21 protein-coding genes are annotated in these 26,088 nt (G+C 60.4%); 7 read left to right on the top strand and 14 right to left on the bottom strand.

The features are described from left to right. Window positions 1–17 precede the first annotated feature (17 nt). Window positions 18–1,412: an L-histidine transporter HutT gene (hutT, locus tag QDT79_RS08095; protein WP_063991384.1), complete on the top strand. Its 1,395-nt coding sequence runs from the start codon at window positions 18–20 to the stop codon at window positions 1,410–1,412. A gap of 36 nt (window positions 1,413–1,448) precedes the next feature. Here hutT and QDT79_RS08090 read toward each other — a convergent pair whose 3' ends face one another. From QDT79_RS08090 to rlmD, 8 genes are all read right to left on the bottom strand, one after another. Then, window positions 1,449–2,642: a methionine gamma-lyase gene (locus tag QDT79_RS08090; RefSeq protein WP_308316376.1), complete on the bottom strand. Its 1,194-nt coding sequence runs from the start codon at window positions 2,640–2,642 to the stop codon at window positions 1,449–1,451. 29 nt (window positions 2,643–2,671) lie between these two features. After that, on the bottom strand, window positions 2,672–3,076 hold the full coding sequence (locus QDT79_RS08085) for a helical membrane plugin domain-containing protein (protein WP_080473438.1): 405 nt from the start codon (window positions 3,074–3,076) through the stop codon (window positions 2,672–2,674). Then, window positions 3,073–4,263: an NAD(P)/FAD-dependent oxidoreductase gene (locus tag QDT79_RS08080; RefSeq protein ID WP_308316375.1), complete on the bottom strand. Its 1,191-nt coding sequence runs from the start codon at window positions 4,261–4,263 to the stop codon at window positions 3,073–3,075. The genes QDT79_RS08085 and QDT79_RS08080 overlap by 4 nt, the downstream gene beginning before the upstream one ends. Before the next feature lie 293 nt (window positions 4,264–4,556). Further along, window positions 4,557–5,852: a phosphopyruvate hydratase gene (eno, locus tag QDT79_RS08075; RefSeq protein WP_025301599.1), complete on the bottom strand. Its 1,296-nt coding sequence runs from the start codon at window positions 5,850–5,852 to the stop codon at window positions 4,557–4,559. Window positions 5,853–5,933: 81 nt separating this feature from the next. Next, window positions 5,934–7,571 carry a glutamine hydrolyzing CTP synthase gene (gene pyrG, locus QDT79_RS08070; protein ID WP_063991387.1) on the bottom strand — a complete coding sequence of 546 codons (1,638 nt, stop codon included), beginning with the start codon at window positions 7,569–7,571 and terminating at the stop codon, window positions 5,934–5,936. Window positions 7,572–7,919: 348 nt separating this feature from the next. After that, on the bottom strand, window positions 7,920–8,714 hold the full coding sequence (gene mazG, locus QDT79_RS08065; protein WP_063991388.1) for a nucleoside triphosphate pyrophosphohydrolase: 795 nt from the start codon (window positions 8,712–8,714) through the stop codon (window positions 7,920–7,922). A gap of 102 nt (window positions 8,715–8,816) precedes the next feature. Then, the gene (relA, locus tag QDT79_RS08060; protein ID WP_107226769.1) at window positions 8,817–11,048 is read right to left on the bottom strand and encodes a GTP diphosphokinase; all 2,232 of its coding nucleotides are present in this window, start codon (window positions 11,046–11,048) and stop codon (window positions 8,817–8,819) included. Window positions 11,049–11,057: 9 nt separating this feature from the next. Then, window positions 11,058–12,407 (bottom strand): 23S rRNA (uracil(1939)-C(5))-methyltransferase RlmD, encoded by a 1,350-nt coding sequence (rlmD, locus tag QDT79_RS08055; protein ID WP_197766969.1) that lies wholly within the window; start codon window positions 12,405–12,407, stop codon window positions 11,058–11,060. A gap of 66 nt (window positions 12,408–12,473) precedes the next feature. On the opposite strand from rlmD, the gene barA reads away from it, so the two are divergent. Then, a complete protein-coding gene (gene barA / locus QDT79_RS08050; protein WP_063991391.1) occupies window positions 12,474–15,200 on the top strand; it encodes a two-component sensor histidine kinase BarA in 2,727 nt (908 codons plus the stop codon). Between the two features lie 66 nt (window positions 15,201–15,266). On the opposite strand, the gene degP is transcribed toward barA, so the two are convergent. Both degP and dgt read right to left on the bottom strand, forming a co-directional pair. After that, window positions 15,267–16,706, bottom strand: a complete 1,440-nt coding sequence (gene degP, locus QDT79_RS08045; RefSeq protein ID WP_033637134.1) for a serine endoprotease DegP — start codon at window positions 16,704–16,706, stop codon at window positions 15,267–15,269. A 179-nt stretch (window positions 16,707–16,885) separates the two neighbouring features. Continuing rightward, window positions 16,886–18,403 (bottom strand): dGTPase, encoded by a 1,518-nt coding sequence (gene dgt / locus QDT79_RS08040; RefSeq protein ID WP_308316374.1) that lies wholly within the window; start codon window positions 18,401–18,403, stop codon window positions 16,886–16,888. Window positions 18,404–18,532: 129 nt separating this feature from the next. On the opposite strand from dgt, the gene mtnN reads away from it, so the two are divergent. The 4 genes from mtnN (at window position 18,533) to QDT79_RS08020 (ending at window position 21,105) form a co-directional block, all read left to right on the top strand. Then, window positions 18,533–19,234: a 5'-methylthioadenosine/S-adenosylhomocysteine nucleosidase gene (gene mtnN, locus QDT79_RS08035; protein ID WP_308316373.1), complete on the top strand. Its 702-nt coding sequence runs from the start codon at window positions 18,533–18,535 to the stop codon at window positions 19,232–19,234. A gap of 22 nt (window positions 19,235–19,256) precedes the next feature. Next, window positions 19,257–20,042: a vitamin B12 ABC transporter substrate-binding protein BtuF gene (btuF, locus tag QDT79_RS08030; RefSeq protein ID WP_107226808.1), complete on the top strand. Its 786-nt coding sequence runs from the start codon at window positions 19,257–19,259 to the stop codon at window positions 20,040–20,042. Beyond that, on the top strand, window positions 20,042–20,656 hold the full coding sequence (locus QDT79_RS08025; RefSeq protein ID WP_063991394.1) for a TRIC cation channel family protein: 615 nt from the start codon (window positions 20,042–20,044) through the stop codon (window positions 20,654–20,656). The genes btuF and QDT79_RS08025 overlap by 1 nt, the downstream gene beginning before the upstream one ends. Window positions 20,657–20,856: 200 nt before the next feature. Continuing rightward, window positions 20,857–21,105: a hypothetical protein gene (locus tag QDT79_RS08020; RefSeq protein ID WP_130018495.1), complete on the top strand. Its 249-nt coding sequence runs from the start codon at window positions 20,857–20,859 to the stop codon at window positions 21,103–21,105. Window positions 21,106–21,161: 56 nt separating this feature from the next. Here the strand turns inward: QDT79_RS08020 and erpA are convergent, their stop codons facing one another. Beyond that, a complete protein-coding gene (gene erpA / locus QDT79_RS08015) occupies window positions 21,162–21,506 on the bottom strand; it encodes an iron-sulfur cluster insertion protein ErpA (protein ID WP_033649222.1) in 345 nt (114 codons plus the stop codon). Window positions 21,507–21,595: 89 nt separating this feature from the next. Beyond that, a complete protein-coding gene (gene clcA, locus QDT79_RS08010; protein WP_308316372.1) occupies window positions 21,596–23,035 on the bottom strand; it encodes a H(+)/Cl(-) exchange transporter ClcA in 1,440 nt (479 codons plus the stop codon). 174 nt (window positions 23,036–23,209) lie between these two features. Between clcA and hemL the strand changes: the two genes are divergently transcribed. Next, window positions 23,210–24,499, top strand: a complete 1,290-nt coding sequence (gene hemL / locus QDT79_RS08005) for a glutamate-1-semialdehyde 2,1-aminomutase (protein ID WP_049272773.1) — start codon at window positions 23,210–23,212, stop codon at window positions 24,497–24,499. A 60-nt stretch (window positions 24,500–24,559) separates the two neighbouring features. Here hemL and ampE read toward each other — a convergent pair whose 3' ends face one another. After that, window positions 24,560–25,414 (bottom strand): beta-lactamase regulator AmpE, encoded by an 855-nt coding sequence (gene ampE, locus QDT79_RS08000; RefSeq protein ID WP_033631795.1) that lies wholly within the window; start codon window positions 25,412–25,414, stop codon window positions 24,560–24,562. Beyond that, window positions 25,414–26,010 (bottom strand): 1,6-anhydro-N-acetylmuramyl-L-alanine amidase AmpD, encoded by a 597-nt coding sequence (gene ampD / locus QDT79_RS07995; RefSeq protein WP_063991396.1) that lies wholly within the window; start codon window positions 26,008–26,010, stop codon window positions 25,414–25,416. Before ampD ends, ampE begins: the two co-directional genes overlap by 1 nt. Window positions 26,011–26,088 lie beyond the last annotated feature (78 nt).

Here is a 26,088-nt window from a genome sequence, read left to right as displayed (position 1 = left end):
ACTTAACGGGAAGCAACATGCGTAACGAAACGACACAACTCAGACGCGGACTAAACGCGCGGCACATCCGTTTCATGGCTCTCGGCTCGGCGATCGGCACTGGCCTGTTCTACGGCTCCGCCGGCGCCATCCAACTGGCCGGCCCGGCCGTGCTGCTGGCCTACCTGGTGGGCGGTGCAGCGGTATTCATGGTGATGCGCGCGCTGGGTGAAATGGCGGTGCACCAGCCGGTTTCCGGCTCGTTCGGCCACTACGCCAGCCACTATCTCGGCCCGCTGGCCGGGTTCCTCACCGGTTGGACCTACACCTTTGAAATGGTGATCGTCGCCCTGGCGGATGTCACCGCCTTCGGCATCTATATGGGGCTGTGGTTCCCGGACGTCGCCCAGTGGGTCTGGGTGCTCAGCATCATTCTGTTTATCGGCGCGCTCAACCTGTGCAGCGTCAAGGTATTCGGCGAGCTGGAGTTCTGGCTGTCGCTGGTCAAAGTCGCCGCCATCGTGGCGATGATCGTCGGCGGCGCGGCGGTGATGCTGTTCGGCTTCGGCCAAACCCAGCACGCCACCGGCATCAGCAACCTGTGGCAGCACGGCGGCTTTATGCCTAACGGCATGGGCGGCGTGGTCGCGTCATTGGCGGTGGTGATGTTCGCCTTCGGCGGCATCGAGATCATCGGCATTACCGCCAGCGAGGCGAAAGACCCCGCCAAAGTGCTGCCGAAGGCGATCAACGCCGTGCCGGTGCGCATCCTGCTGTTTTACGTGCTGACGCTGACGGTGCTGATGGCGATTTACCCGTGGAACAGCATCGGCCAGAACGGCAGCCCGTTCGTTGAGATCTTCAGCAACCTCGGCATCAGCTCCGCCGCCAACGTATTGAATGTGGTGGTGATCACCGCCGCCATTTCGGCCATCAACAGCGACATCTTCGGCGCCGGCCGCATGATGTACGGCATGGCGCAGGACGGCCAGGCACCGCGCAGCTTCACCAAACTGACCGCCAGCGGCGTGCCGTGGATGACGGTGTTGGTGATGTCGGTCGCCCTGCTGCTGGCGGTGGTGCTCAACTACCTGATCCCGGAGAAGGTCTTCATGATCATTGCCTCGATCGCCACCTTCGCCACCGTCTGGGTGTGGCTGATGATCCTGCTGTCGCAGATCGTCATGCGCCGCACGCTGTCACCGGAGGAAACCCGTCAGCTGAGTTTCCCGGTCCCGTGGTGGCCGGTGGCGCCGGCATTGGCGACCGCCTTTATGGCATTCGTCATCGGCCTGCTCGGCTACTTCGAAGAGAGCCGCATCGCCCTGTACGTCGGGCTGGTGTGGATCGCCCTCCTCACCGTAGCTTACTGGCTGTGGGTGCGCAAAAAAGGCGGGGGTTCGCCGGTGAGCGCGGCAACGCAGCAGATGTAACGCTCACTTCTGATAAAACCCGCTGCGGCGGGTTTTTTATTGCACCTGCGTCAACGCTTGCAAGATATCCGCCCTCAGGTCGTCGAACTCCTCCAACCCCGCGGACAGCCGCACCAGCCCCTCGCTGATGTGGTGCCGCTTCCGCTCTTCCGGCGTGTAAGCCGAGTGAGTCATACTGGCCGGGTGTTGCGCCAGGCTTTCGCAATCGCCCAGGCTGACCGCGCGCAAGATGAGCTGCAGCGCATTGAGGAAGCGAATACCCGCCGCCATGCCGCCCCGCAGTTCAAACGCCAGCATGCCGCCGGGGCGCGCCATTTGCCGCTGCGCCAACGCATGCTGCGGGAAGTTCGCCAGGCCTGGATAGTAAACCCGCGCTACCGCCGGGTGATCCGCCAGCATTTCGGCCAGACGCTGGGCGTTGTCGCAGTGGCGATCCATGCGCAGCGGCAGCGTCTTCAACCCACGCAGCACCAATGCGGCGTCCTGCGCCGACAGTACCGCCCCGTTCAGGTCCTTTAGCCCCTCCAGCCGGATCGCCTGCGCCAGCGCCTCGCTCGTCACCGCTACTCCGGCCAGCAGATCGCCGTGCCCGCCGAGGTACTTGGTCGCCGAGTGCACCACGATATCGGCGCCCAGCGTCAGCGGCCGCTGCAAGTACGGCGTGCAATAGGTGTTGTCCACCAGCAACAGCGCCTGATACCGATGGGCGATCTCCGCCACGGCGGCGATATCGATCAATCGCATGTTGGGGTTGGCCGGGGTTTCGCAATACACCAGCCGGGTACGCTGACCGATCGCCGCGGCCAACTGCTCCGGCCGGGTCATATCAACGTGGGTTATCTTGACGCCAAAACGCGCCAGACCGTGATGAAAATAGCTGAAGGTGCAACCATACACCGTTTCATCGACGATCAGCTCGTCGCCCGGGTTGAGCAACGTCCAGCAACAGGCGGTGATCGCCCCCATGCCAGAAGCGAACGCCACCGCCGCTTCCCCTTCTTCGAGGTTGGCGATGCGCTGCTCCAGCAGATTCAGCGTCGGGTTAGCGATACGCGAATAAAAATACCCCGGCTCGGTGCCGGCAAAACAAGCACCGCCATATTCCGCCGTGGGAAAGGTAAAGGTGGAACTCATAAATACCGGCGGGCACAGTGCCCCCTGATGCTGCTGAGGATCATAGCCGTAATGAATGGCGCGGGTGGCGAAAGCGTGGCCAGTGATGGCGGACATAACGCAACTCCTTACCTGAGTGGGAAAGCTTAATTCGATGACTCATCCTGGAGCGACGGCGGCAACGCGCTGTCCTGCGTGCGCCGGCCGATGATTTGCAGAGTACGCAGCAGCAGCATGACGCCCAGCAAGGTGTCAGGATGCTTCAGCAAGGCGTAAGCCGCACGAAAATTGGCGGGCGGCGGGTTCAATTGCAGCTCGCTGTGCGCCATCTTCAACGCAGTCCCTCCCTCCCAACCGACCGTAACCAGCCCTTCAAACACGCCGGCCAGTTTCTCTACCAGCGCGTTGTCGGCGATATCCACTACATCCGACAATAACGACAGCAGATCGACCACGTTGTCCAACCGCCCACCGGCCAGCAGCGGCCGCAGTTTTTCCAGCAACCCCGCCAGCGATTGGAGTTCGTCGCCATGTATCGAGCCTTCCGTCATATCAACCCCCTTACCGTGGCCCAGTAAAGGCCGCGATTAAAGCCGTTGCGCAGCATGCCCCCCACCTTGGTAGCCGGAGTCGGCAGTACATCATGACGGTAGTCGTAGACCAGCGGCATGCCGGCATGCAGCCCCATTTGCGCGATCGCCTGCACCTTGCCGTCGTAATGGCAGATCGTTTGCCCCAGCCGTATTTCCGCCACGATGTTGTCGGCGATCACCGGCGCCTGGTTGTGGCAAGAACCGCCTGCTTTGCTGACCGGCAGATCCACGGTGTCGCCGATCACGTATACGCCCTCTTGGCCGTACACCTGTAGCGTTTGGTGATCGGTCGGCAGCCACCCCTCGCCGTTTTGAATATCGCTTAGCCCGGTATTGCGCACCGCCTCCACCGCTCGGATCGGCGGCGTCGCCATCAGGATGTCAAACGGCTGTTCCTCACCTTCCGCGGAATAGGCGATGTTGCGCTGTGCATCCACCCGGCAGAGGGTAAAACCGCGCTGGTGACGGATATCGCGCGCCGCAAAAATGGCGGGCAGCGCTTCGCCGGTCGGGCGCTGCAAAAACAGACAGTTGCGCAGCAGTTGGGAAATCGTCGGGTAGGTATAAACGATCTCTACCGCCTTACGTACGCCGCGCCGCCGCAGGTAGTCGTCCAGCATCAAGGTAGTTTCAATCGGTGCAATGCCGCACTGATGGGGCACGTTGGGCGTTTCGGGGAAGGAAACGGTGATGAAAATGCGGCCTTTCTCGATGGTAGCCAGTTTATGCGCCAACCGCCTGGCGGCCTGATACTGGTAGAAATGATCGCCTGCGTGCGCCAGCCCTTCGATGCGCTCCGGCCAGGGGACACAACCGGTAGCAAAGACCAGAAAATCATAGGAATAAAGTTTACCGCTTTGCGTCGCTATACTTCGCTGTTTTAAATCGAAAGATTCCACTTTATCAACAATAAACTGTATTTCAGGCCGCAATAAACTCCGCTGTGAGCGCATGAGTTCCTGTTTGAAAAAACTATTGAACGCCACATACATAAAGGCTGGCTTGTAATAATGCAGTGGTGAATCCGATATCATTAATAACTCAACTTTATTATTAATAATTTCTCGGTGCAATTTTGCCGCCAATACATTGGCCAGTATGGTACCGCCGGTTCCGCCGCCGACAATGACGATTCGCTGTCGCATCAAGCCCTCGCACAGCCGGCAAGCCGGCAGTATTAAACGATGATGGGGGATCTTTAACGGCAGAACGGCGAAAAAATAAACTGCCTCATTGGCAGTCTAGTAACGAATAATTATAAAGCAAATAAAATAGGAATATAAAATAAACGCAGTTACTATCCTTAATAAAATTATCGAGTTAAATAAGATCACGCTTTCAATAAAAAACTTATTATTAAACTAACAATTATCACGAATTTAAAACATAAAAAAACCCGCCGCAGCGGGTTTTTATTTAACAACCGAATCGGTCGAAATTATTGGCCTTTAACTTCTTTCAGGCCGTTGAACGGCGCACGGTCACCCAGCGCTTCTTCAATACGGATCAGTTGGTTGTATTTGGCAACGCGGTCAGAACGGCTCATGGAACCGGTTTTGATCTGGCCAGCCGCAGTCCCTACCGCCAGGTCGGCGATGGTCGCGTCTTCGGTTTCACCGGAACGGTGAGAGATCACCGCAGTGTAGCCCGCGTCTTTCGCCATCTTGATAGCCGCCAGGGTTTCGGTCAGAGAACCGATCTGGTTGAATTTGATCAGGATGGAGTTGGCGATGCCTTTCTCGATGCCTTCTTTCAGGATCTTGGTGTTGGTAACGAACAGATCGTCGCCCACCAGCTGGATTTTGTCGCCCAGAACTTTGGTCTGGTAAGCGAAGCCCGCCCAGTCAGATTCATCCAGGCCGTCTTCGATAGACACGATTGGGTACTGTTTGGTCAGCTCTTCCAGGAAGTGAGTGAACTCTTCGGAAGTGAAGGCTTTGTTGCCTTCGCCGGCCAGCACGTATTTACCGTCTTTGTAGAATTCGGAAGCCGCACAGTCCATCGCCAGAGTCACGTCTTTGCCCAGCTCGTAGCCCGCCGCTTTTACCGCTTCAGCGATAACCGCCAGCGCTTCGGCGTTGGAACCCAGGTTTGGCGCGTAGCCGCCTTCGTCGCCCACGGCGGTGTTCATGCCTTTGGCTTTCAGAACTTTCGCCAGGTGGTGGAACACTTCAGAACCGATGCGCACCGCTTCTTTCAGGGTTTTCGCGCCAACCGGCTGAATCATGAATTCCTGAATATCGACGTTGTTGTCAGCGTGCTCGCCGCCGTTGATGATGTTCATCATCGGCAGTGGCATGGAGAATTTGCCTGGGGTGCCGTTCAGTTCAGCGATGTGCTCGTACAGCGGCATGCCTTTAGAGGCTGCGGCCGCTTTCGCTGCTGCCAGGGAAACCGCCAGAATGGCGTTGGCGCCGAAGTTGGATTTGTTTTCGGTGCCGTCCAGATCGATCATGATCTTGTCGATGTTCGCCTGGTCTTTGGCATCTTTACCCAGTACTGCCTGAGCAATCGGACCGTTTACTGCAGCAACGGCTTTCAGTACGCCTTTACCCAGGAAACGAGACTTGTCACCGTCACGCAGTTCCAGCGCTTCGCGGGAACCGGTAGAAGCACCTGACGGCGCAGCAGCCAAGCCGACGAAACCGCCTTCCAGATGAACTTCGGCTTCAACAGTCGGGTTACCGCGGGAGTCGATGATTTCACGACCGATGACTTTAACGATTTTGGACATTAGGTTTTCCTCAGTACAAGTTAAACTAAAACTCCAGACAAACAGCGCGCGGTTCTCACCGCGCGCCGCCTACCAAATATTTTATTTCACCTGGCGCTTCTGATGCTCGCCTGCGGCTTTCACGAAGCCGGCGAACAGCGGATGCCCATCACGCGGCGTAGACGTAAATTCCGGGTGGAACTGACAGGCTACAAACCACGGGTGATTCGGCAGTTCAATGATCTCGACCAGCTTGTTGTCGGCGGAACGACCGGCGACACGCAGCCCTGCGGCTTCGATCTGCTTCAACAGCATGTTGTTAACTTCGTAACGGTGACGGTGACGCTCGACAATGGTCGGTTCGCCGTACAGCTGGCGCACCAGGCTGTTGTCGCTCAGGTTGCACTGTTGGCCACCTACGCGCATCGTGCCGCCCAAATCGCTTTCTTCGCTACGTACTTCGACGTTGCCTTCTTCGTCGCGCCATTCGGTGATCAACGCTACCACCGGGTACTTACAGTCTGGCATAAACTCGGTGGAGTTGGCGTTCTCCATGCCCGCCACGTTGCGAGCGAACTCCATCAACGCCACCTGCATGCCCAGGCAAATGCCCAGGTAAGGAATGTTGTTCTCGCGCGCATAGCGTGCGGTCATCACTTTGCCTTCCACGCCGCGGTAGCCGAAGCCGCCCGGGATCAGGATCGCGTCCAGCCCTTTCAGCACTTCCACGCCGCGGGTTTCCACGTCCTGCGAATCGATCAGCTTGATGTTCACGGTCAGACGGTTTTTCAGCCCACCGTGCTTCAGCGCTTCGATCACCGACTTGTAGGCGTCCGGCAGCTCAACGTATTTGCCGACCATACCGATGGTCACTTCGCCGCCCGGATTGGCTTCTTCGTAGATCACCTGTTCCCATTCGGCCAGGTTGGCTTCCGGTGCGTTCAAGCTGAATCGTTTACAAATATAATCGTCCAGCCCCTGAGATTTCAATAGGCCTGGGATTTTATAAATAGAATCAACGTCTTTCAGAGAGATAACCGCTTTTTCCGGCACGTTGCAGAAAAGCGCGATTTTAGCGCGTTCGTTAGCAGGAACCGCGCGATCGGAACGGCAAATCAGCACATCCGGCTGAATACCGATGGAAAGCAGCTCTTTTACGGAATGCTGGGTCGGCTTGGTTTTCACTTCGCCGGCCGCCGCCATGTACGGCACCAGCGTCAGGTGCATGTACAGGGTGTGCTCACGGCCCACTTCCACCGCCATCTGACGAATGGCTTCGAGGAACGGCAGCGATTCGATATCGCCGACGGTGCCGCCGATTTCCACCAGCACCACATCGTGGCCTTCGCCGCCTTCGATGATGCGCTCTTTGATCGCGTTGGTGATGTGCGGAATGACCTGCACGGTCGCACCCAGATAGTCGCCGCGGCGTTCTTTACGCAGCACGTCGGAGTAGATGCGGCCGGTGGTGAAGTTGTTGCGACGCGACATTTTGGTGCGGATGAAGCGCTCGTAGTGACCCAAATCCAGATCGGTTTCTGCGCCGTCTTCGGTGACGAAAACTTCCCCATGCTGAATCGGGCTCATGGTGCCCGGATCCACGTTGATGTACGGGTCCAGTTTCATGATGGTAACGTTGAGGCCACGGGCTTCAAGAATAGCCGCCAGAGAGGCTGCGGCAATGCCTTTACCCAGAGAGGATACGACCCCGCCGGTCACAAAAATATAATTAGTTGTCATGCTGAACCTGAGAGTTTAGGTTTAAAGACGATGGAAGAACCAAGACGGGAAAGTAGTATACCCGAACCTCTCCTGACCTACAAACGATCGTTTTGCTGTCCATCATCTCGGCCGCCCTCCCGTGTTCATCAGGGTTTACTCCACCGGCGCCGCATAAACCCTCCAGATAAAACAAAGAGTTAGCTGAGAAAATTTCTTTTTACCGCCCCTCGGGAGCGATAAAACGCCTTAGATTTCAGTTTGTTGCCCTTTTTCTGCCGCCGGCAGCCATGCGCCTCTGACCTGACTGAAAGCTTAACCGTTTCAGCTCGGGCGAACCTTGTCGGCGATCAACATTGTCGCGGCGATTCAACTTTCCTGACGTTTCACCTGCTGCCAGGCCTCTTCCATCTGCTCCAGCGTGGCGTCTTCAAGCCGCAGCCCGTTTTGCTTTACGATCGCTTCCACCTGGCGGAAACGGCGCTCGAACTTGCGGTTCGCCGCCTGCAGCGCGTTCTCTGCCTTGTGGCCTAAATGGCGCGACAGGTTCACCGTGGCGAACAGCAGATCGCCGATCTCCTCCTCCAGCTTGCTCTCGTCGACCACCGCCTGGCGGGCTTCGTGCATCACTTCGTCGATCTCTTCGTACACTTTATCCAGCACCGGGCCCAGGGTGTTCCAGTCGAAGCCGACCGAGGCGCAGCGTTTTTGGATCTTGTGCGCTTTCATCAACGCCGGCAGCGCCTGCGGAATGTCGTCCAGCACCGAGTGCAACTCTTTTTCGGCGCGCTCGCCGGCCTTCAGCTGCTCCCAGCGCGCCGCCACGGCTTCGCTGTCTCCGCCCTCGGCATCGCCGAAGATGTGCGGGTGACGGCGCTCCAGCTTGTCGCTGATGGCGGTGCACACCTCATCGAAATCGAATAGCCCCTGTTCCTGCCCCATCTGGGCGTAGAACACCACCTGAAACAGCAAGTCGCCCAGCTCGTCGCGCAGATCGGCGTAGTCCTGCCGCTCGATGGCGTCCAGCACTTCGTAAGTCTCTTCCAACGTATAAGGCGCAATGGTGGAGAAAGTTTGCTTGCGGTCCCACGAGCAGCCGATCTGCGGGTCGCGCAGCGTTTTCATGATGTTCAGCAGGCGCTGCAGCGGAGTGGATTGGGTCATAAAAAATCTCTGAGAAAGCATGGGGGCGCAGGGGAGCGCCCACCGAATTCATGGATTTCGGGCCGCATCCGCTATCGATACGGCCCGAAAGGCGATGTGGGCTTAGTTACCGTGCAGACGTTTGGCGTCTATCACGTCCGGCAGCTGGTTCAGCTTCGCCAGCACCCGGCTCAGCACCTGCTGGTTGTAGATTTCGATATCCATGTCGATGGTGGCCAGCTGCTTCTTGGTGTCGCTGCGGCTGGCGACGCCCAGCACGTTGACCTTTTCGTTGGCCAAAATGGTGGTAATGTCACGCAGCAACCCGCTGCGATCGTTGGCCATCACGCGCACCACTAACGAATAACCGCTGGAGTAGCTTTCGCCCCACACCGCATCGACGATGCGTTCCGGCGCATGCGATTGCAAATCGACCAGTTGATCGCAGTCCGCACGGTGGATCGAGATGCCGCGCCCCTGGGTGATAAAGCCGACGATGTCGTCACCCGGGATCGGCTGGCAGCAGCGGGCGATATGGTGCATCAGGTTGCCCACGCCCTCCACTACCACTCGGCCGTTATCCTTGTTGCGGGTCGGCGGCGGCGCTTTCTGCTGCACCAGCTGGCGCAGCGCCTCGCGATCCTGCTCTTCGGCGCTCGGCTTGTTGAACTTGCCCTGCAGGTAATTCACCATCTGGTTCAGGCGAATGTCCCCACCGCCGATCGCCGCCAACACCTCGTCCAGCGAGTTCATGTTGTAGCGTGGGATCAACAGCTTCTCAGCCTCTTTCAGGCTGATGCCGAGGTGTTCCAGTTCGTTGTCCAACATCTGGCGGCCGGCGAGAATGTTCTTGTCGCGGTCCTGCTTGCGGAACCAGTTGTGGATCTTCGAGCGCCCGCGGCTGGTGGTCACATAGCCCAGGTTCGGGTTCAGCCAGTCGCGGCTCGGGTTTGGCTGTTTCTGGGTGATGATCTCAATCTGATCGCCCATCTTCAGCTGATAGGTAAACGGCACGATGCGGCCGCCGATCTTGGCGCCGATACAGCGGTGACCGACGTCGCTGTGAATGTGGTAAGCGAAATCGAGCGGCGTGGAGCCGGCCGGCAGATCCACCACGTCGCCTTTTGGCGTAAACACATACACCCGATCGTCGAACACCTGGCTGCGCACTTCGTCGAGCATCTCGCCGGAGTCCGCCATCTCTTCCTGCCAGGCGATGAGCTTACGCAGCCAGGCGATGCGTTCTTCGTAGCCGGAGCGCACGGTTACGCCTGCGCCCTCTTTGTACTTCCAGTGCGCGGCCACGCCCAGCTCGGCGTCTTCATGCATTTGCCGGGTGCGGATCTGAATCTCGACGGTTTTGCCGCGCGGCCCCAGCACCACGGTGTGGATCGACTGGTAGCCGTTGGGTTTCGGGTTGGCGACGTAGTCGTCGAACTCGTCCGGCAAATGGCGGAAGTGGGTATGCACGATGCCCAACGCCGCGTAGCAATCCTGCAGGCGCTCCGCCACGATGCGCACCGCGCGCACGTCGAACAGTTCGTCGAACGCCAGATGTTTTTTCTGCATCTTGCGCCAGATGCTGTAGATGTGTTTCGGCCGGCCGTAGATCTCCACCCGAATGCCTTCGCTGGCCATTTCGGCGCGCAGCCCGGCGACGAAGTCGTCGATGAACTGTTCGCGATCGATGCGGCGCTCATGCAACAGCTTGGCGATGCGCTTGTATTCTTCCGGATGCAGGTAGCGGAAGCAGAAATCTTCCAGCTCCCACTTCAGTTGGCCGATGCCGAGCCGGTTGGCCAGCGGGGCGTAGATGTTGGAACACTCTTTCGCCGCCAGCACGCGTTCGTCTTCCGGCGCGTCTTTCACCTCGCGCAGGTGAGCGATGCGCTCCGCCAGCTTGATGACCACGCAGCGGAAATCCTCCACCATCGCCAACAGCATGCGGCGCACGTTGTCGACCTGTTCGGAGGCCATCGAGTCGTTTTGGGTGGCTTTCAGTTGGCGAATGGCGTCCATGTCGCGCACGCCGTGCACCAGCGCGACGATGCCGTTGCCGAACGCTTCGGTCAGGGTCTCTTCCTGCACGATGCCGGCGTCCACCAGCGGGAACAGCAGCGCAGCGCGCATGCTGTCGTTGTCCATGCTCAGCGTCGAGAGGATTTCCACCATCTCCAGACCTCGCCACAGCAGCAGCGAGGCGTCGGGGTGATTCTGGGTCTGCTGCTCACAATAACGCCAGGTTGCGGCCAATCGCTCACATGACTGCGGGTTAGGTAGCCCCAAGCCGGCTATCCACTCATCGAGAGCGAACTCACCCGCCGTATTCAGATGTGCACTTCTTACCGCAACCATAACTTCTCCCTACTTTGCAGCGACCTCTGGCGCGCGCTCGTTGATAAACAGCGCCATTGATTCAAGATGCCCCGTGTGCGGAAACATATCCAACATCCGCACGCGCGCAAGACGATAACCGGCGCTCAACAGCACTTTGCTGTCGCGAGCCAGCGTGGTGGGGTTACAGGAAACATACACCACCCGCGCCGGCGCCAGTTTTACAATGTGTGACATCACCCCGGCCGCACCGGCGCGGGCGGGATCCAGCATCACCTTATCAAACCCTTGTGCTGCCCAAGGTTGCCGCGCAACGTCGTCCTCCAGATTCTCGTGGAAGAACGACGCATTATTCAGCTTATTCTTATGTGCATTATATTGCCCATTCGCTACCAGCGTGGCAACACCTTCGATGCCCACCACCGCAGCGGCGCGGCGCGCCAACGGCAGGGTGAAGTTACCCATGCCGCAGAACAGGTCCAGCACCCGATCATTGGGTTGAATATCGAGCCATTCAAGGGCCTGCGCCACCATTTGTTGGTTTACGGCGTCATTGACCTGAATAAAGTCGCGCGGACTGAAGTCTAAGCGTAGCCCGTCAACCTGATAATACGGCGTGTCACCGCACAGTTTCTCCACGCGATCGCTGTCCGGTGCCAGATAAACGGCGACGTTTTCCCGCTCGCCAAACGCCAACAGCGCCTGCCGATCCGCCTCTTTCAGCGCGTCGAGATGGCGCAGCACCAGCAGCGGGCCGTTGTCCGCCAGCACCAGCTCCACATGCCCCAGCCGCCGCACCGCCTGCAGCCCGCTCAGACAGGCGCGCACCGGCGCCAGCAGCTGTTCCAGCTCCGGCCGCAGCACCGGGCAGTGCTCCACCGCCACCAGCTCGCTGGAGGCCGCCTGCCGAAAGCCCATCATCAGGCGCTGCAGCTTGGGCTGCCACGCCAGGCTCAGGCGGGCACGGCGGCGATAGCCGTATTCCGGGCCGGCGATCACCGGCTCCTGCTGCGGGGTCACTCCGGTTTCGCGGGCGATCATGCGCACCAGCGCCGCTGCCTTGCTCTGCTGTTGCAGCCCCTCATCCGCATGCTGCTGCTGGCAACCGCCGCACACGCCAAAATGCGGGCAGCGCGGTGCCACCCGTTGCGGGCTGCGGCTCAGCAAACGCTTGAGTTTGCCTTTGGCGAACTGGCGCTTGTCTTCGGTCAGCTGGATTTCCGCCTGCTCGCCCGGCAATACGCCCGGCACGAACACCGCTTTGCCGTCGTGGCGCGCCACGCCCTGGCCGAAAGGATCGAGATCGCTCACCGTCACGGTGAAGATTTGTGAGCTCTGCCGGGTCGTCACGCGGCGTTTGGGAGAGTAGAATTGCGCCATATTTGTCGATTGTGTGCTGGTTCATTAAGCTAGTGTCAGCTGTCAATTCTCCCACATTGGAATCCCATGACCAAATACAGCCTGCGTGCGCGCATGATGATCCTGATTCTGGCCCCGACCTTGCTGATTGGTTTGCTGCTCAGCACCTTCTTCGTCGTGCACCGCTATAACGAGCTGCAGGAGCAATTGGTCGACGCCGGCGCCAGCATCATCGAGCCGCTGGCGGTGGCCAGCGAGTACGGCATGACGTTCCGCAGCCGCGAATCGGTCAGGCAATTGGTCAGTCTGTTGCACCGCCGCCATTCGGACATCGTGCGTTCGATCACCGTGTTCGATGCGCAGAACAACCTGTTCGTCACGTCCAATTATCACCACAACTTCGCTCAGCTGCAGTTGCCGAAAGGCGTGCCGTTGCCCACCGAACTGATGCTCACCCGACGCGGCGATTCGCTGATCCTGCGCACGCCGATCCTGTCGGAAAGCCAGTATCCGGATGAAACCGCCGATGGCGGCAGCCATCCCGACAACAACCTGGGCTATGTGGCGATCGAGCTGGATCTGCAGTCGGTGCGGCTACAGCAATACAAAGAGGTGTTCGTCTCCACCCTGCTGCTGTTGCTGTGCATGTGCATCGCCATCCTGTTCGCTTACCGCCTGATGCGCGACGTGACCGGTCCGATCCGCAACATGGTGAACACCGTCGACCGCATCCGCCGCGGCCAGCTCGACAGCCGCGTGGAGGGCTACATGCTCGGCGAGCTGCACATGCTGAAGAACGGCATCAACTCGATGGCGATGTCGCTCACCGCCTATCACGAAGAGATGCAGCAGAACATCGATCAGGCCACCTCCGACCTGCGTGAAACGCTGGAGCAGATGGAGATCCAGAACGTCGAGCTGGATCTGGCGAAAAAACGCGCGCAGGAGGCGGCGCGCATCAAGTCCGAATTCCTGGCCAACATGTCGCACGAGCTGCGTACTCCGCTCAACGGCGTGATTGGCTTCACCCGCCAGATGCTGAAAACCGATCTGAGCGCGACCCAGACCGATTATTTGCAGACCATCGAACGCTCGGCCAACAACCTGCTGACCATCATCAACGACGTGCTGGACTTCTCCAAGCTGGAGGCCGGCAAGCTGGTGCTGGAGCATATTCCGTTCGCTCTACGTGAAACGCTGGACGAAGTGGTGGTGCTGCTGGCGCCCAGCGCCCACGATAAGGGGCTGGAGCTCACGCTGGATGTGCACAACGACGTGCCGGAGCAGGTGATCGGCGACTCGCTGCGCCTGCAGCAAATCATCACCAACCTGCTGGGCAATGCCATCAAGTTCACCGAAACCGGCAATATCGACATTCGCGTCGAGCTGCGCAAACAGCTGGATCGCCGGGTGGAAGTGGAGGTGCAGATCCACGACACCGGCATCGGCATCTCCGAACGCCAGCAGTCGCAGCTGTTCCAAGCGTTTCGTCAGGCGGACGCCAGCATCTCCCGCCGCCACGGCGGCACCGGGCTGGGGCTGGTGATCACGCAAAAACTGGTGAAGGAGATGGGGGGCGATATCTGCTTCCACAGCCAGTTGAACCGCGGCTCGACCTTCTGGTTCCACATCACGCTGGATCTGAACGAGGGCATGCTGTCGCTGGCGCCGAGCCTGCCGGATCTGAACGGCAAAACGCTGGCCTACGTCGAATCCAACCCGACGGCGGCGCAGGCGACGCTCAACATGCTCAGCGTTACGCAGTTGGTGATCACCCATTCGCCGACGCTGGCCCAACTGCCACCAGGCCATTATGACTTCCTGCTGGCCGGCGTGCCCATCCCGTTCCGCGCCAACATGGCGCAGCACGAGGACAAATTGCTGGCCTCGCTGAAGCTGGCCGATCGGGTGATTCTGGCGCTGCCGTGCCAGGCGCAGATCGATGCCGAGCTGCTCAAGCAACAAGGCGCACTCGGCTGCCTGATCAAGCCGATCACCAGCACCCGGTTGTTCCCGCTATTGAGGATGGAGGCGCCGGCGCGCCTCACCGCGCAGCCTGAGCGTAAACGCCTGCCGCTGACGGTGATGGCGGTTGACGACAACCCGGCCAACCTGAAGCTGATCGGCACGCTGCTGGGGGAACAGGTAGAAAAAACCCTGCTGTGCGAGAGCGGCGAGGAAGCGCTGGCGCTGGCGCGCGACAACGTGCTGGATCTGATCCTGATGGACATTCAGATGCCGAAGATGGACGGCATTCACGCCAGCGAGCTGATCCGCCAGTTGCCGCATCACAACTCCACGCCGATCGTCGCCGTTACCGCCCATGCCGCCAGCGGCGAGCGCGAGCACCTGCTGCAGGCCGGGATGGACGACTATCTGGCCAAACCGATCGACGAAAAAATGCTGACCCGCGTGCTGTCGCGCTACCACAGCGGCGACGTGGAAAACGCCATCGCCGACGACACGCCGCTGTCGCTCGACTGGCCGCTGGCGCTGCGTCAGGCGGCCAACAAACCGGACCTGGCGCGCGATTTGCTGCAAATGCTGCTCGATTTCCTGCCGCAGGTGCGCGAGCGGGTACAGGCGCTGCTCGACGGCCAGCATGACGACGAGATCCTCGATTTGATCCATAAGCTGCACGGCAGTTGCAGTTACAGCGGCGTGCCACGCCTCAAGCAGCTGTGTTTCTACCTCGAGCGGCAGCTGCGCCAGGGCATCACCAACGACGAACTGGAGCCGGAGTGGCTGGAGCTGTTGGATGAGATTGAACTGGTGATCCACGCGGCGCGCGCGCATCTGGCGCAACCCGCCTGAATCCTCAGGCCATAACGCAAAAAGGCACGCCGCAGCGTGCCTTTGTTTTTTAACGCCTGACGCTTATCACTGCGCCAGCAGGTACAGCTGGCTCTCGCCGCGCTGAATATTCAACGCCAGCACCGACGGCTTGCTGTCGAGGATTTTACGCAGCTCGCCCAGGTTCTGGATCGGCTGCTGGTTCACGCCCAGGATCACATCGCCCTTTTTCAGGCCGATACGCGCCGCGGCGCTGCCGGCTTTCACGCTGTCGACCTTGACGCCCTTCACGTTACCGACCTGGGTGTTGCTCAGCTCGGCGCCTTCGATGCCGGTGTAGATATTGCCCGAGGCCACCTGGGTCTGCGCGCTTTGCTCCAGCGTGACGTCAATCGTTACCGGCTTGCCGTCGCGAATAATGCCCAGCGACATCTTGCTGCCGACCGGCAATGTACCGATCTCCGCCCGGAACGAGGCAAAGCTGGAAATGGCCTTGCCGTTCATGGTGACGATCACGTCGCCGGCTTTAATGCCCGCTTTCGCCGCGGAAGACTTCGGCATCACCTGGCTGACGAAGGCCCCGCGCTGCGCATCGACCTTCATCGCCTTGGCCAGCTCAGAGTTCAGCTCAGTGCCCATGATGCCCAGCTCGCCGCGTTTCACCTGGCCATATTCGACCATTTGCGCCGTCAGGTTTTTCACCATGTTGCTCGGAATGGCGAAGCCGATACCGATGTTACCGCCGTCCGGCGCCAGGATCGCGGTGTTGATGCCGATCAGCTCGCCGTTCAGATTAACCAGCGCACCGCCGGAGTTACCGCGGTTGATCGCCGCATCGGTCTGGATAAAGTTTTCGTAGTTTTCGATGTTCAGGCCGCTGCGCCCCAGGGCGGATACGATGCCCGAGGTGGCGGTTTCACCCAGCCCATACGGGTTGCCGATCGCCACGGTGTAATCGCCGACGCGCAGCTGATCGGAATCCGCCATCTTGATCGCCGTCAGGTTCTTGAAGTCTTTCAACTGGATCAGCGCGATATCGGAACGCGGATCCTTGCCGATCACCTTGGCGTCGAAACGTCGGCCGTCGCTCAGCTGCACCTGGATCTTGTTGGCATTGTCCACCACGTGGTTATTGGTCACCACGTAGCCCTTGGCAGCATCGATGACCACCCCGGCGCCCAGCGCCTGGAATTTCTGCTGCGTGCCCTGCGGCTGGCCATCCGGCCCAGGCTGTTCGCCGCCCTGACACATCGGCGAGCCCTGGAACGGCGAACCGTCCTGACAGAACGGCGAATCTTCGCCGAAGAACTGTTGGAACTGCTGCGGCATGCGCGGCGTATTGACCGTGGTGCTGCCCTCAACGTTAATGCTCACCACGGAAGGCATTACCTTTTCCAGCATCGGCGCCAGGCTCGGCAGCTGTTGGGTGCTGGATGAGGCGGTTTCAGCGGCGCTGGCCGTGACCGGGCCCATCGCCATACCGATACTGAATGCCAGTGCGCTCAGAACTAATGCGGTTTTTTTCATCTGTGTGTCTCTTATAAAGTCGTTCAAAAAGAATGATTGTCTTGCGTGCTTATTCAGAGTTAATTAATAGCCCGAAGTTCCGGCACAGATGATTGGCAATAGTAAACAAATATTGTCCGTCTTTACAAAACTCGAGACAGCCAACCGGTTGGAATTGCTGAAATTATTCTTCAGATCAATTATTCCGCCGCCATCAATCGACGATATTCATCATAGGCGTAAAGGTCGGTCATTCCGCTGATATAGTCCTGCAATAAACGCGCGCGGAAATAATATTCCCGAATGGCTTGCTGCTCCGGCGATAAATGCTGCAGCCCCTCTACCGCCTCCGCATACGCCAGCCGATGCTTGGTGGACAGCTTGTGGAACAGGCGCGTTTCGATCGGGTAAGCGCGATGACTGTCCTCGTGCACCAGCTGGCTGAAGTCCGCCAGCGACATCGCCAACAGCGGGCTGTAAATGTCCAGCAGGCCGCTGATCACCCGGTAGCCTTGCAGCTCGAGCTGCTCGACCTCCGGGTGGTTGAACACGTGCTTGAACGCCACATTTTTAAATATTTTCAGCAGCTGGTACGCCGGGCTGGAGTCCTCCAGCAGCGCCTGATTGAAACTGCCCTGATAGACCGCGTCCAGATTGTCGATAAAGCGTTGCGCCGCGTGCGGCACCAGCCGCGCCACGGTAAACACCCGCAAATACATGAAGAACTGATCTTCCGCGCTGCGCCGCGCGCCGCCGCGATCGATCTTGCGAAACGCGCTGGCGACGGTCTTGTCGAACAGATCGCCCGGCACCACCTCGCCCCACTCCTGAATCAGGTGCTGATACAGCTGCTCGACGGTGAAAATGCTCTTCTCCACCGCGTCTTCCAGATCGGCCACGCAGTACGAGATATCGTCGGCGGCCTCCATGATATAGGTCAGCGGGAAACGATCGAACTCGCCCATGTGCAGCTCGCGCCGCAGCCGATCGACGAAGGCCTCTTCCGCCAGATAGTAGCCGGGCTTTTTCATCAGGTAACTGTGGCTGGCGGGGATGTCGCTCGCCCAGTAGGCCGGGCGGGTGTATTTCAAAATGCAGCCGACCTGCGCATAGGTCAGGTTGAGCTTGAGCAGGCTGTACACCATGCGGATCGCCTGGGCATTGCCCTCGAAGTGGCTGAGATCCTGACGGATCCGGCTGCGCAGCCGGTTCAGATCGCTCTCCCCCTCATGCAGGCGCAGCGTCGCCACCAGGCAGCGATCGTGGCTGCCCGGCTCGCTGCCGCAACTGGCGGGATCGAGCCGTTGGGCGAACCAGTCGTTGATCGCCGACTCGCCGAAGTGACCGAACGGCGGATTGCCGATGTCGTGCATCAGGCAGGCCATTTCCACGATGCTTTCAAACGGATCGAGCAGCCGGGTCAGGCCGAGCTCATCAATTCTCCCCGCCTGTTTGAAGCGGTTGAGGATCTCTTTGGCGATGTGGCGCCCAACCTGCTGCACCTCCATCGAGTGCGTCAGGCGGCTGCGCACCGCCGCGTTGCGCTCCAGCGGAAACACCTGGGTTTTTTGCTGCAGACGGCGAATGGCGGCCGAGTTAACGATGCGCCCGCGATCGCTCTCGAACTGCCGCACGATGTCGTACTCTTCCTCGGCCTCGATCGGTTTGCTGAAAGGCCGTTGAAAGCTGATTTTTTGCTTGAAGTCGATCCCGGACATCTGTTTCTCCGCCGTTGCGCCCTGCCCCCGTGATAACAATTCCCGGCAGCGGATGCAACGCATTATCTCTCATACACAGCCATGATAGACTATGCCGCAATTCTCACGGCCAATCAGCGAGTGTTATTTATGAAAGTAGGCATCATCGGCGCAATGGAGCAGGAAGTCACCCTGCTGCGCGATCAAATCGAAAACCGTCAAACTATCCAGCGCGCAGGCTGCGAAATCTACACCGGCCAAATTGGCGGCGTTGACGTGGCCCTGCTGAAATCCGGCATCGGTAAAGTCTCGGCGGCCATGGGCACCACTCTGCTGCTGGAGCACTGCAGCCCGGACCTGGTGATCAACACCGGTTCCGCCGGCGGCCTGGCCAGCACGCTGCGCGTGGGCGATATCGTGGTATCGGAAGAAGTGCGCTACCACGACGCCGACGTCACCGCTTTCGGCTACGAGCCGGGCCAGATGGCCGGCTGCCCGGCGGCGTTCGTCGCCGACGACGCGCTGATCGCGTTGGCGGAAGGCTGCATCAAACAGCTGGATCTGCACGCGGTGCGCGGCCTGATCTGCAGCGGTGACGCCTTCATCAATGGCGCCGAACCGCTGGCGCGCATCCGCGCGACCTTCCCGCGCGTCGCCGCCGTGGAAATGGAAGCCGCGGCGATCGCCCACATCTGCCATCTGTTCGGCACGCCGTTCGTGGTGGTGCGCGCCATTTCCGACGTCGCCGACAGCGAATCGCACATGAGCTTTGACGAGTTCCTGGTGGTAGCGGCCAAGCAGTCTACGCTGATGGTCAACGCCATGCTGCAAACCCTGGCCAAGCGCGGTTGATGTGAGGCTGCGCTTCACCTCGATGCTCTGTCTGTTGGCGCTCTGGCTGGCCATGCCGGCCGGCGCCGCTCAGCGGGTGATCAGCCTGGCGCCCAACGCGACCGAACTCGCCTATGCCGCCGGCATGGGCGATGTGCTGGTGGCGGCGAGCGCCTATTCCGATTATCCGCCGCAGGCCGCCAAGCTGGAGCAGGTGGCCTCCTGGCAGGGCATCAATCTGGAGCGGGTGCTGGCGCTCAAGCCGGACCTGATCCTCGCCTGGCGCGGCGGCAATCCGCAGCGCGTGCTGGATCAGCTCGCCGCGTTCGGCATCCCGATCTTCTATGCGGACGCCGATAATCTCGAAGGGATCGCCGGCTTGCTGGACAAGCTGGCGCAATACAGCCCGCACCCGGAGCAGGCGCATCAGGCGGCGGAAGGCCTTCGCCGCCAGTTCGCCGCTCTCAAACAACAGTATGCCGCTAACCCATCGCGGCGCGTGCTGCTGCAGTTCGGCACCCAGCCGCTGTTCACCAGCGCCGGCGCCACATTGCAAAGCCAGGTGCTGGCGCTGTGCGGCGGGCAGAACGTCTTCGCCGACAGCCGCACCCCTTGGCCACAAATCAGCCGCGAGCAGGTGTTGGCGCGCCAGCCGCAGGCCATCGTCATCACCGGCGGCGCGAAAGAAGCCGCCAATGTGAAAGCCTTCTGGGCGCCGCAGCTGCAGGTGCCGGTGATCGCGCTGAACGAAGACTGGTTCAACCGCGGCGGGCCGCGCATCCTGTTGGCGGCGCAGCAGCTGTGCCGCCAGCTGGCGGAGATCCGCTGATGCTGGTGTTCTGGTTGGATATTCTCGGTACGGCGGTGTTCGCCATCTCCGGCGTACTGCTGGCCGGCAAGTTGCGCATGGATCCGTTCGGCGTGCTGGTATTGGGCGTGGTCACCGCGGTCGGCGGCGGCACCATCCGCGACATGGCGCTGGCCAACGGCCCGGTGTTCTGGGTCAAGGATCCCACCGATCTGGTGGTGGCGATGATCACCTGCGTCTTGACGCTGCTGCTGGTGCGCCAGCCGCGCCGTCTGCCGCAGTGGGTGCTGCCGGTGCTGGACGCCGTCGGGCTGGCGGTGTTCGTCGGCATCGGCGTCAACAAGGCCTTCGCAGCCGGCACCGGCCCGCTGGTGGCAATCTGCATGGGGGTGATCACCGGCGTCGGCGGCGGCATTATCCGCGACGTGCTGGCGCGCGAGATCCCGATGATCCTGCGCACCGAAATTTACGCCACCGCCTGCATCATCGGCGGCATCGTGCACGCCACGGCGTTTTACACCTTCAGCATGCCGCTGCAACAGGCCATGATGCTGGGCATGATCATCACCCTGGTCATTCGACTGGCGGCCATCCGCTGGCACCTCAAACTGCCCGCCTTTATTCTCGAACGCTGAGCCGTCGCCCTGTGGGGCGACGCTTGGCAACGCCGCACCTGGTGATTTATTAGACTAAAAACGGGTTTGGTGATATTATTTTCGTCCGAAAAATAGCGTAGCGACGATGTAAAATTCTGTTATCCGCAGGTTAATCCCCTCCCCGCGCTGTTAAAACTTTTTAACTTTTTGCCGATAAGTCATCACAAGATGGCTTACGGATGACTATTCCCGCAATGATGAAAAAAATGCTGCTTGCCTGCTGTGGTGCCCTGCTGAGTGGCACCGCGTATGCCGATGCCGTCAGCGGCCAGATCGGCGTTACCCTGACCATTGAACCGCAATGCGCCGTGCGTCTCGAGGCCGACATCCCACAGGCCGAATGCAGCCACGCGACGGCGCAGCCGAACATCATCCACAGCCCACCGGCACAGGAGAACGGTGCGGAAGTGATCCTCGTGGAATGGTAGGCATAAAAAAACCCGCCGGCCGTAAGGCGAGCGGGTTGATATTCTGACTGGCAAACTCAGATGCTGAACGACGAACCACAACCGCAGGTGGTTTTGGCATTCGGGTTGGTCACCACGAAGCGCGACCCTTCCAGCCCTTCAGTGTAATCCACCGAACCGCCGACCAGATACTGTAGGCTCATCGGATCGACCACCAGCGCCACGCCCTGCTTCTCGATGGTCATGTCGCCATCGTTGACCTTGTCGTCAAAAGTGAAGCCGTACTGGAATCCGCTGCAGCCGCCGCCGGTAATGTAAACCCGCAACTTCAGGTTCGGATTTTCTTCGTCAGCAATCAGGAACTTAACCTTGCTTGCTGCTGCCTCGGTAAATTGCAGGGGCAGTGCCGTTTGATCACTCATACTCTTTACTCCCAACATTGTTCAGCATCAGATCGCGACTATGGCTGCCTGATTAATATTAACGATTATCCGATACCTGAGTGTTGCGTTCAAGTATTCACCGCATTTGTTGTATTTTCCTTACCTGTTTTCTCCGCCGCTTCCCGCGCCAGCTGCGCCTCCTGTCTTTGCAGCGTGCGGGCCAGGATCGACGAATACAGCGGCTTGCCGCCGAGCAGCTGCGCCACCACCGTAGCGCCGAGGCAAGTGATGATCATCGGTAAAATCAGTTGGTAGTTGTCGGTCATTTCCAGCACCAGCACGATACCGGTCAGCGGGGCGCGCACCGTGGCGGCGAACAGCGCCCCCATGCCGGCGATGGCGAAGGTGCCCGCCTCGATGCCGTACTGCGGGAACAGGTGCGCCCCCGCCAGCCCAAAAGCGGTGCCGAACAGCGTGCCCAGCGCCAGCATCGGCGCGAAGATGCCGCCCGGCGCGCCGGAGCCGAAGCACAGCAGCGTAGTGAAGATGCGGGTAATAAAGATGAACATCAACATGCCGACGCTGTAATTGCCCGCCGCGGCGATGGGGATCAGCCCAAAGCCGCCACCCGCCGCCTCCGGCTGGATCAGCCCCAGAATACCGCACACGCCGCCGAGCAGCCCGCCCATCAGCAAGACATTGCGCATTCTGCCGCCGTGCAGGCGCGCAAACATATCCTGAGTGCGGAAGATCATCGCGTTGAATCCCACGCCCACCGCGCCGAATATCGCCCCCAGCACCAGATAGAGCCACAGGGTATTAATGGGCGCCGAAGAAAGTTTATCGACCGCGATCACCGAGCCCTGGCCGTTAAACAGCTGGAACACCACGCTCGACATGATAACGCCGATAAACACCGCTTTAATCGAGATCAGGTTGTAGCGGAACTGCGGCCGCATCTCTTCGATGATGAACAAGATGCCGGCCAGCGGCGCGTTGAACGCGGCGGACAGCCCAGCGGCGGCCCCGGTCGCCAGCAGCGTATGACGCGCCTCGGCGCCGCGAATGCGCAGCACGTCCAATACCATGCGCCCGACGTTGCCGCCCATTTGCACCGTGGGCCCTTCGCGCCCCAGCACCATGCCCGCCCCCAGCGTGCCCATGCCGCCGATGAATTTCACCGGGATCACGCGCCACCAGCGCACTGGCCGCAGCTCCTCCAGCGCGCCTTCGATCTCCGGAATACCCGAGCCGCCCGCCTCAGGCGCAAAGCGCCGCACCAGGTAATAACCCAGCGCCGCCAGCGCGGCGGACAGGATAAACGCCAGCGGCCACACCAGGCTCCAGGAATCGGCGACCTGCGCCAGTGAAGCCAGCCGCTGCTGCTGCACCCACTCCACCGCCTTATCGAAGGCCACGCCGAGCAAACCGGCCAGCGTCCCCACCAGCGCGGCCATCACCAGGATCGCCACCGGGGTCTTATCGCGGCGAATAAACTGACGCACCGCATCGCTGCGGCTAAGACGCGGGCTCAACGTCCCGACTGGCTGTGATTGTGATTCTGTCATCGCGAATGATTCGTCAGGTAATTTGTAATACAAATAGGCAGGGCGGTTATTCTACCCCAACCCGGCGGCGGGCGCTGCCGTTAATGGTATCTGACTGTGATCGTTTCATAACGCGGCGCTCTCCTCTAGAATAGCGCGGTCAAATCATTCAAAAGAGAATCCAGGAGCCGATTTATGAGCCTACACAGCAAGTCCGAAAGTCTGTACGCCCAGGCGCAACAGTTGATCCCCGGTGGGGTGAACTCTCCGGTGCGTGCATTCACCGGCGTAGGCGGTGTGCCGCTGTTTATCGAGCGGGCTGACGGGGCTTACCTGTTCGATGCCGACGGCAAGGCCTATATCGACTATGTCGGTTCCTGGGGGCCGATGGTGCTGGGGCATAACCACCCGGCGATCCGCGACGCGGTGATCGAAGCGGCGCAGCGCGGCCTGAGCTTCGGCGCACCGACCGAGATGGAAGTCAAAATGGCGCAGTTGGTCACCGAACTGGTGCCGACGATGGATATGGTGCGCATGGTGAACTCGGGCACCGAAGCCACCATGAGCGCCATCCGCCTGGCGCGCGGCTACACCAACCGCGACAAAATCATCAAGTTCGAAGGCTGCTACCACGGCCACGCCGACTGCCTGCTGGTGAAAGCCGGTTCCGGCGCGCTGACCCTCGGCCAGCCGAACTCACCGGGCGTGCCGGCCGACTTCGCCAAGCACACCCTGACCTGCACCTATAACGACCTGGATTCGGTGCGTGCCGCCTTCGAGCAGTACCCGTCCGAGATCGCCTGTATCATCGTCGAACCGGTTGCCGGCAACATGAACTGCGTGCCGCCGCTGCCGGAATTCCTGCCGGGACTGCGCGCCCTGTGCGACAAGTACGGCGCGCTCTTGATCATCGATGAAGTGATGACCGGCTTCCGCGTGGCGCTGGCCGGCGCACAGTCCTATTACGGCGTCGAGCCGGATCTGACCTGTCTGGGCAAAATCATCGGCGGCGGCATGCCGGTGGGCGCCTTCGGCGGCCGCCGCGACGTGATGGACGCGCTGGCGCCGACCGGCCCGGTCTACCAGGCGGGCACCCTGTCCGGCAACCCGATCGCCATGGCGGCGGGCTATGCCTGCCTGACCGAAGTATCACAGGTAGGCGTGCACCAGACGCTGACCGAACTGACCGAAATGCTGGCCGCAGGCCTGCTGCATGCGGCGCAGGAAGAGAATATCCCGCTGGTGGTCAACAACGTCGGCGGCATGTTCGGCCTGTTCTTCACCGACGCGCCGACAGTGACCTGCTATCAGGACGTGATGCAGTGCGACGTGGAACGCTTCAAGCGCTTCTTCCACCTGATGCTGGAGGAAGGGGTGTATCTGGCGCCGTCCGCCTTCGAAGCGGGCTTCATGTCCGTGGCGCACAGCAAGGAAGACATTCAGCGCACCATCGACGCCGCGCGTCGCTGCTTCGCCAAGCTGTAATCCCGGCCGAATGGCCAAAAAAACGGGCGCCTCGGCGCCCGTTTTGTTTTTCGCAGCCGCTTAAAGCAGCGTGCCGTAAATGGTCAACAGCGCCACTACCACCACGATGATCATCGTCACCTTGCGCGCCAGCGTCACCGCCGCCCGCGGCGTTTGCACCGGATCCATATGCGGATCGCGCGCCAGCGAGAACTGCGCCAGCCGCGTCAACACCTGATACGACGACGAATGCCGATCCCCCAGCGAGGCGAACCACGCCGGCAGCGCACGCTCGCCGTGGCCGAACAGCGCATAGGCCACCCCAGCCAAACGCACCGGGATCCAGTCCAGCCAGTTCAGCAGGTGATCGATGCCCGATTGCGAACGCTCCAGCGGCGTATTGTGGCGCGCCAGCCAGGTTTGATAGGCGCGCAGGAAGGCATACCCCGCCAACGCGATCGGCCCGTAAGGCCCAAAGACCACGAACCAGAACAGCGGCGCCAGGTAATAGCGGAAGTTGATCCACAGCAGCGCGTTTTGCAGCTCGCGCAGGCGCAGCTCTTCGCTGCAGTCCACCGGCAAACCGTGGATCAACGCCAGCTCTTCCGCCATCTGATCGCTGGCGTGGGTATCGCCCTGCCGCGCCGCTTTCAGGTAGGCGCGGTAGTGTTTGCGCTTGATGCCGGCGCCGACGCACAGCAGATCGATGACAATCCACAGCAGCAGCGTCACCACGCCGAAGAACAACCCGTGCGACAGCCACAGAACGCCCCAGACGATCACCATCCAGGCGGCGGTCATCGCCAGCGTCTGCGCCAGCGAAACCCGATGCAGCCGCTGAAACACCACTTCGAGACGGTGATCCAGCTGCCAGTGTTCTCCCAGCTTAAACAGGCGCTCCCAGGCCAAAACCAGCAACAGCGTAAACAGCGTCATTAGCGATTCCTCTCCCTTTTTCTTGTCTCAAGCATAGCGTCGGCGGGCGCGCCGCGTTGTTCCAGAGATGCCAGATAGCGATCCCAATCGAACGCCGGTCCGGGATCGGTCTTGCGGCCGGGAGCGATATCGCAATGCCCGGCGATATTGGCCACCAGCGGCGGATAACGTTCGGCCAGCAGCGCGGTGACCGCCTGCAGCCTGTGGTATTGCGCCTCGGTGTAAGGCAACAGATCGGTGCCTTCCAGCTCGATGCCGATGGAGAAATCGTTGCACCGATCGCGCCCCTGATACAGAGAAACGCCCGCGTGCCAGGCGCGTTGGTCGAAGGGCACATACTGCACGATCTCCCCGTCGCGGCGGATCAGACAGTGCGCCGACACCCGTAGCTGATGGATCTCGGCGAAATAGGGGTGCTGCGCGGGATCGAGCGTGCCGGTAAACAGCTGGTCGATATAGGGGCCGCCGAACTCGCCGGGCGGCAGGCTGATGTTGTGGATGACCAGCAGCGAGGGGGGCTCGTCATCCGGGCGCCGATCGCAGTGCGGCGAGAGCACTCGCGTCACCCCGACAATCCAGCCATTTTCCAACTGCATCAGACACCTCTCTACGGTGGTACTTATTCCTGCAACAGAGTAGCATGTTCCCCTACGATCTAACCGTCCATTTCGGAG

This window comes from Serratia marcescens, assembly GCF_029846115.1.
GTDB lineage: Bacteria > Pseudomonadota > Gammaproteobacteria > Enterobacterales > Enterobacteriaceae > Serratia > Serratia marcescens_L.
This window is presented reverse-complemented; position numbering and strand designations above follow the sequence as displayed.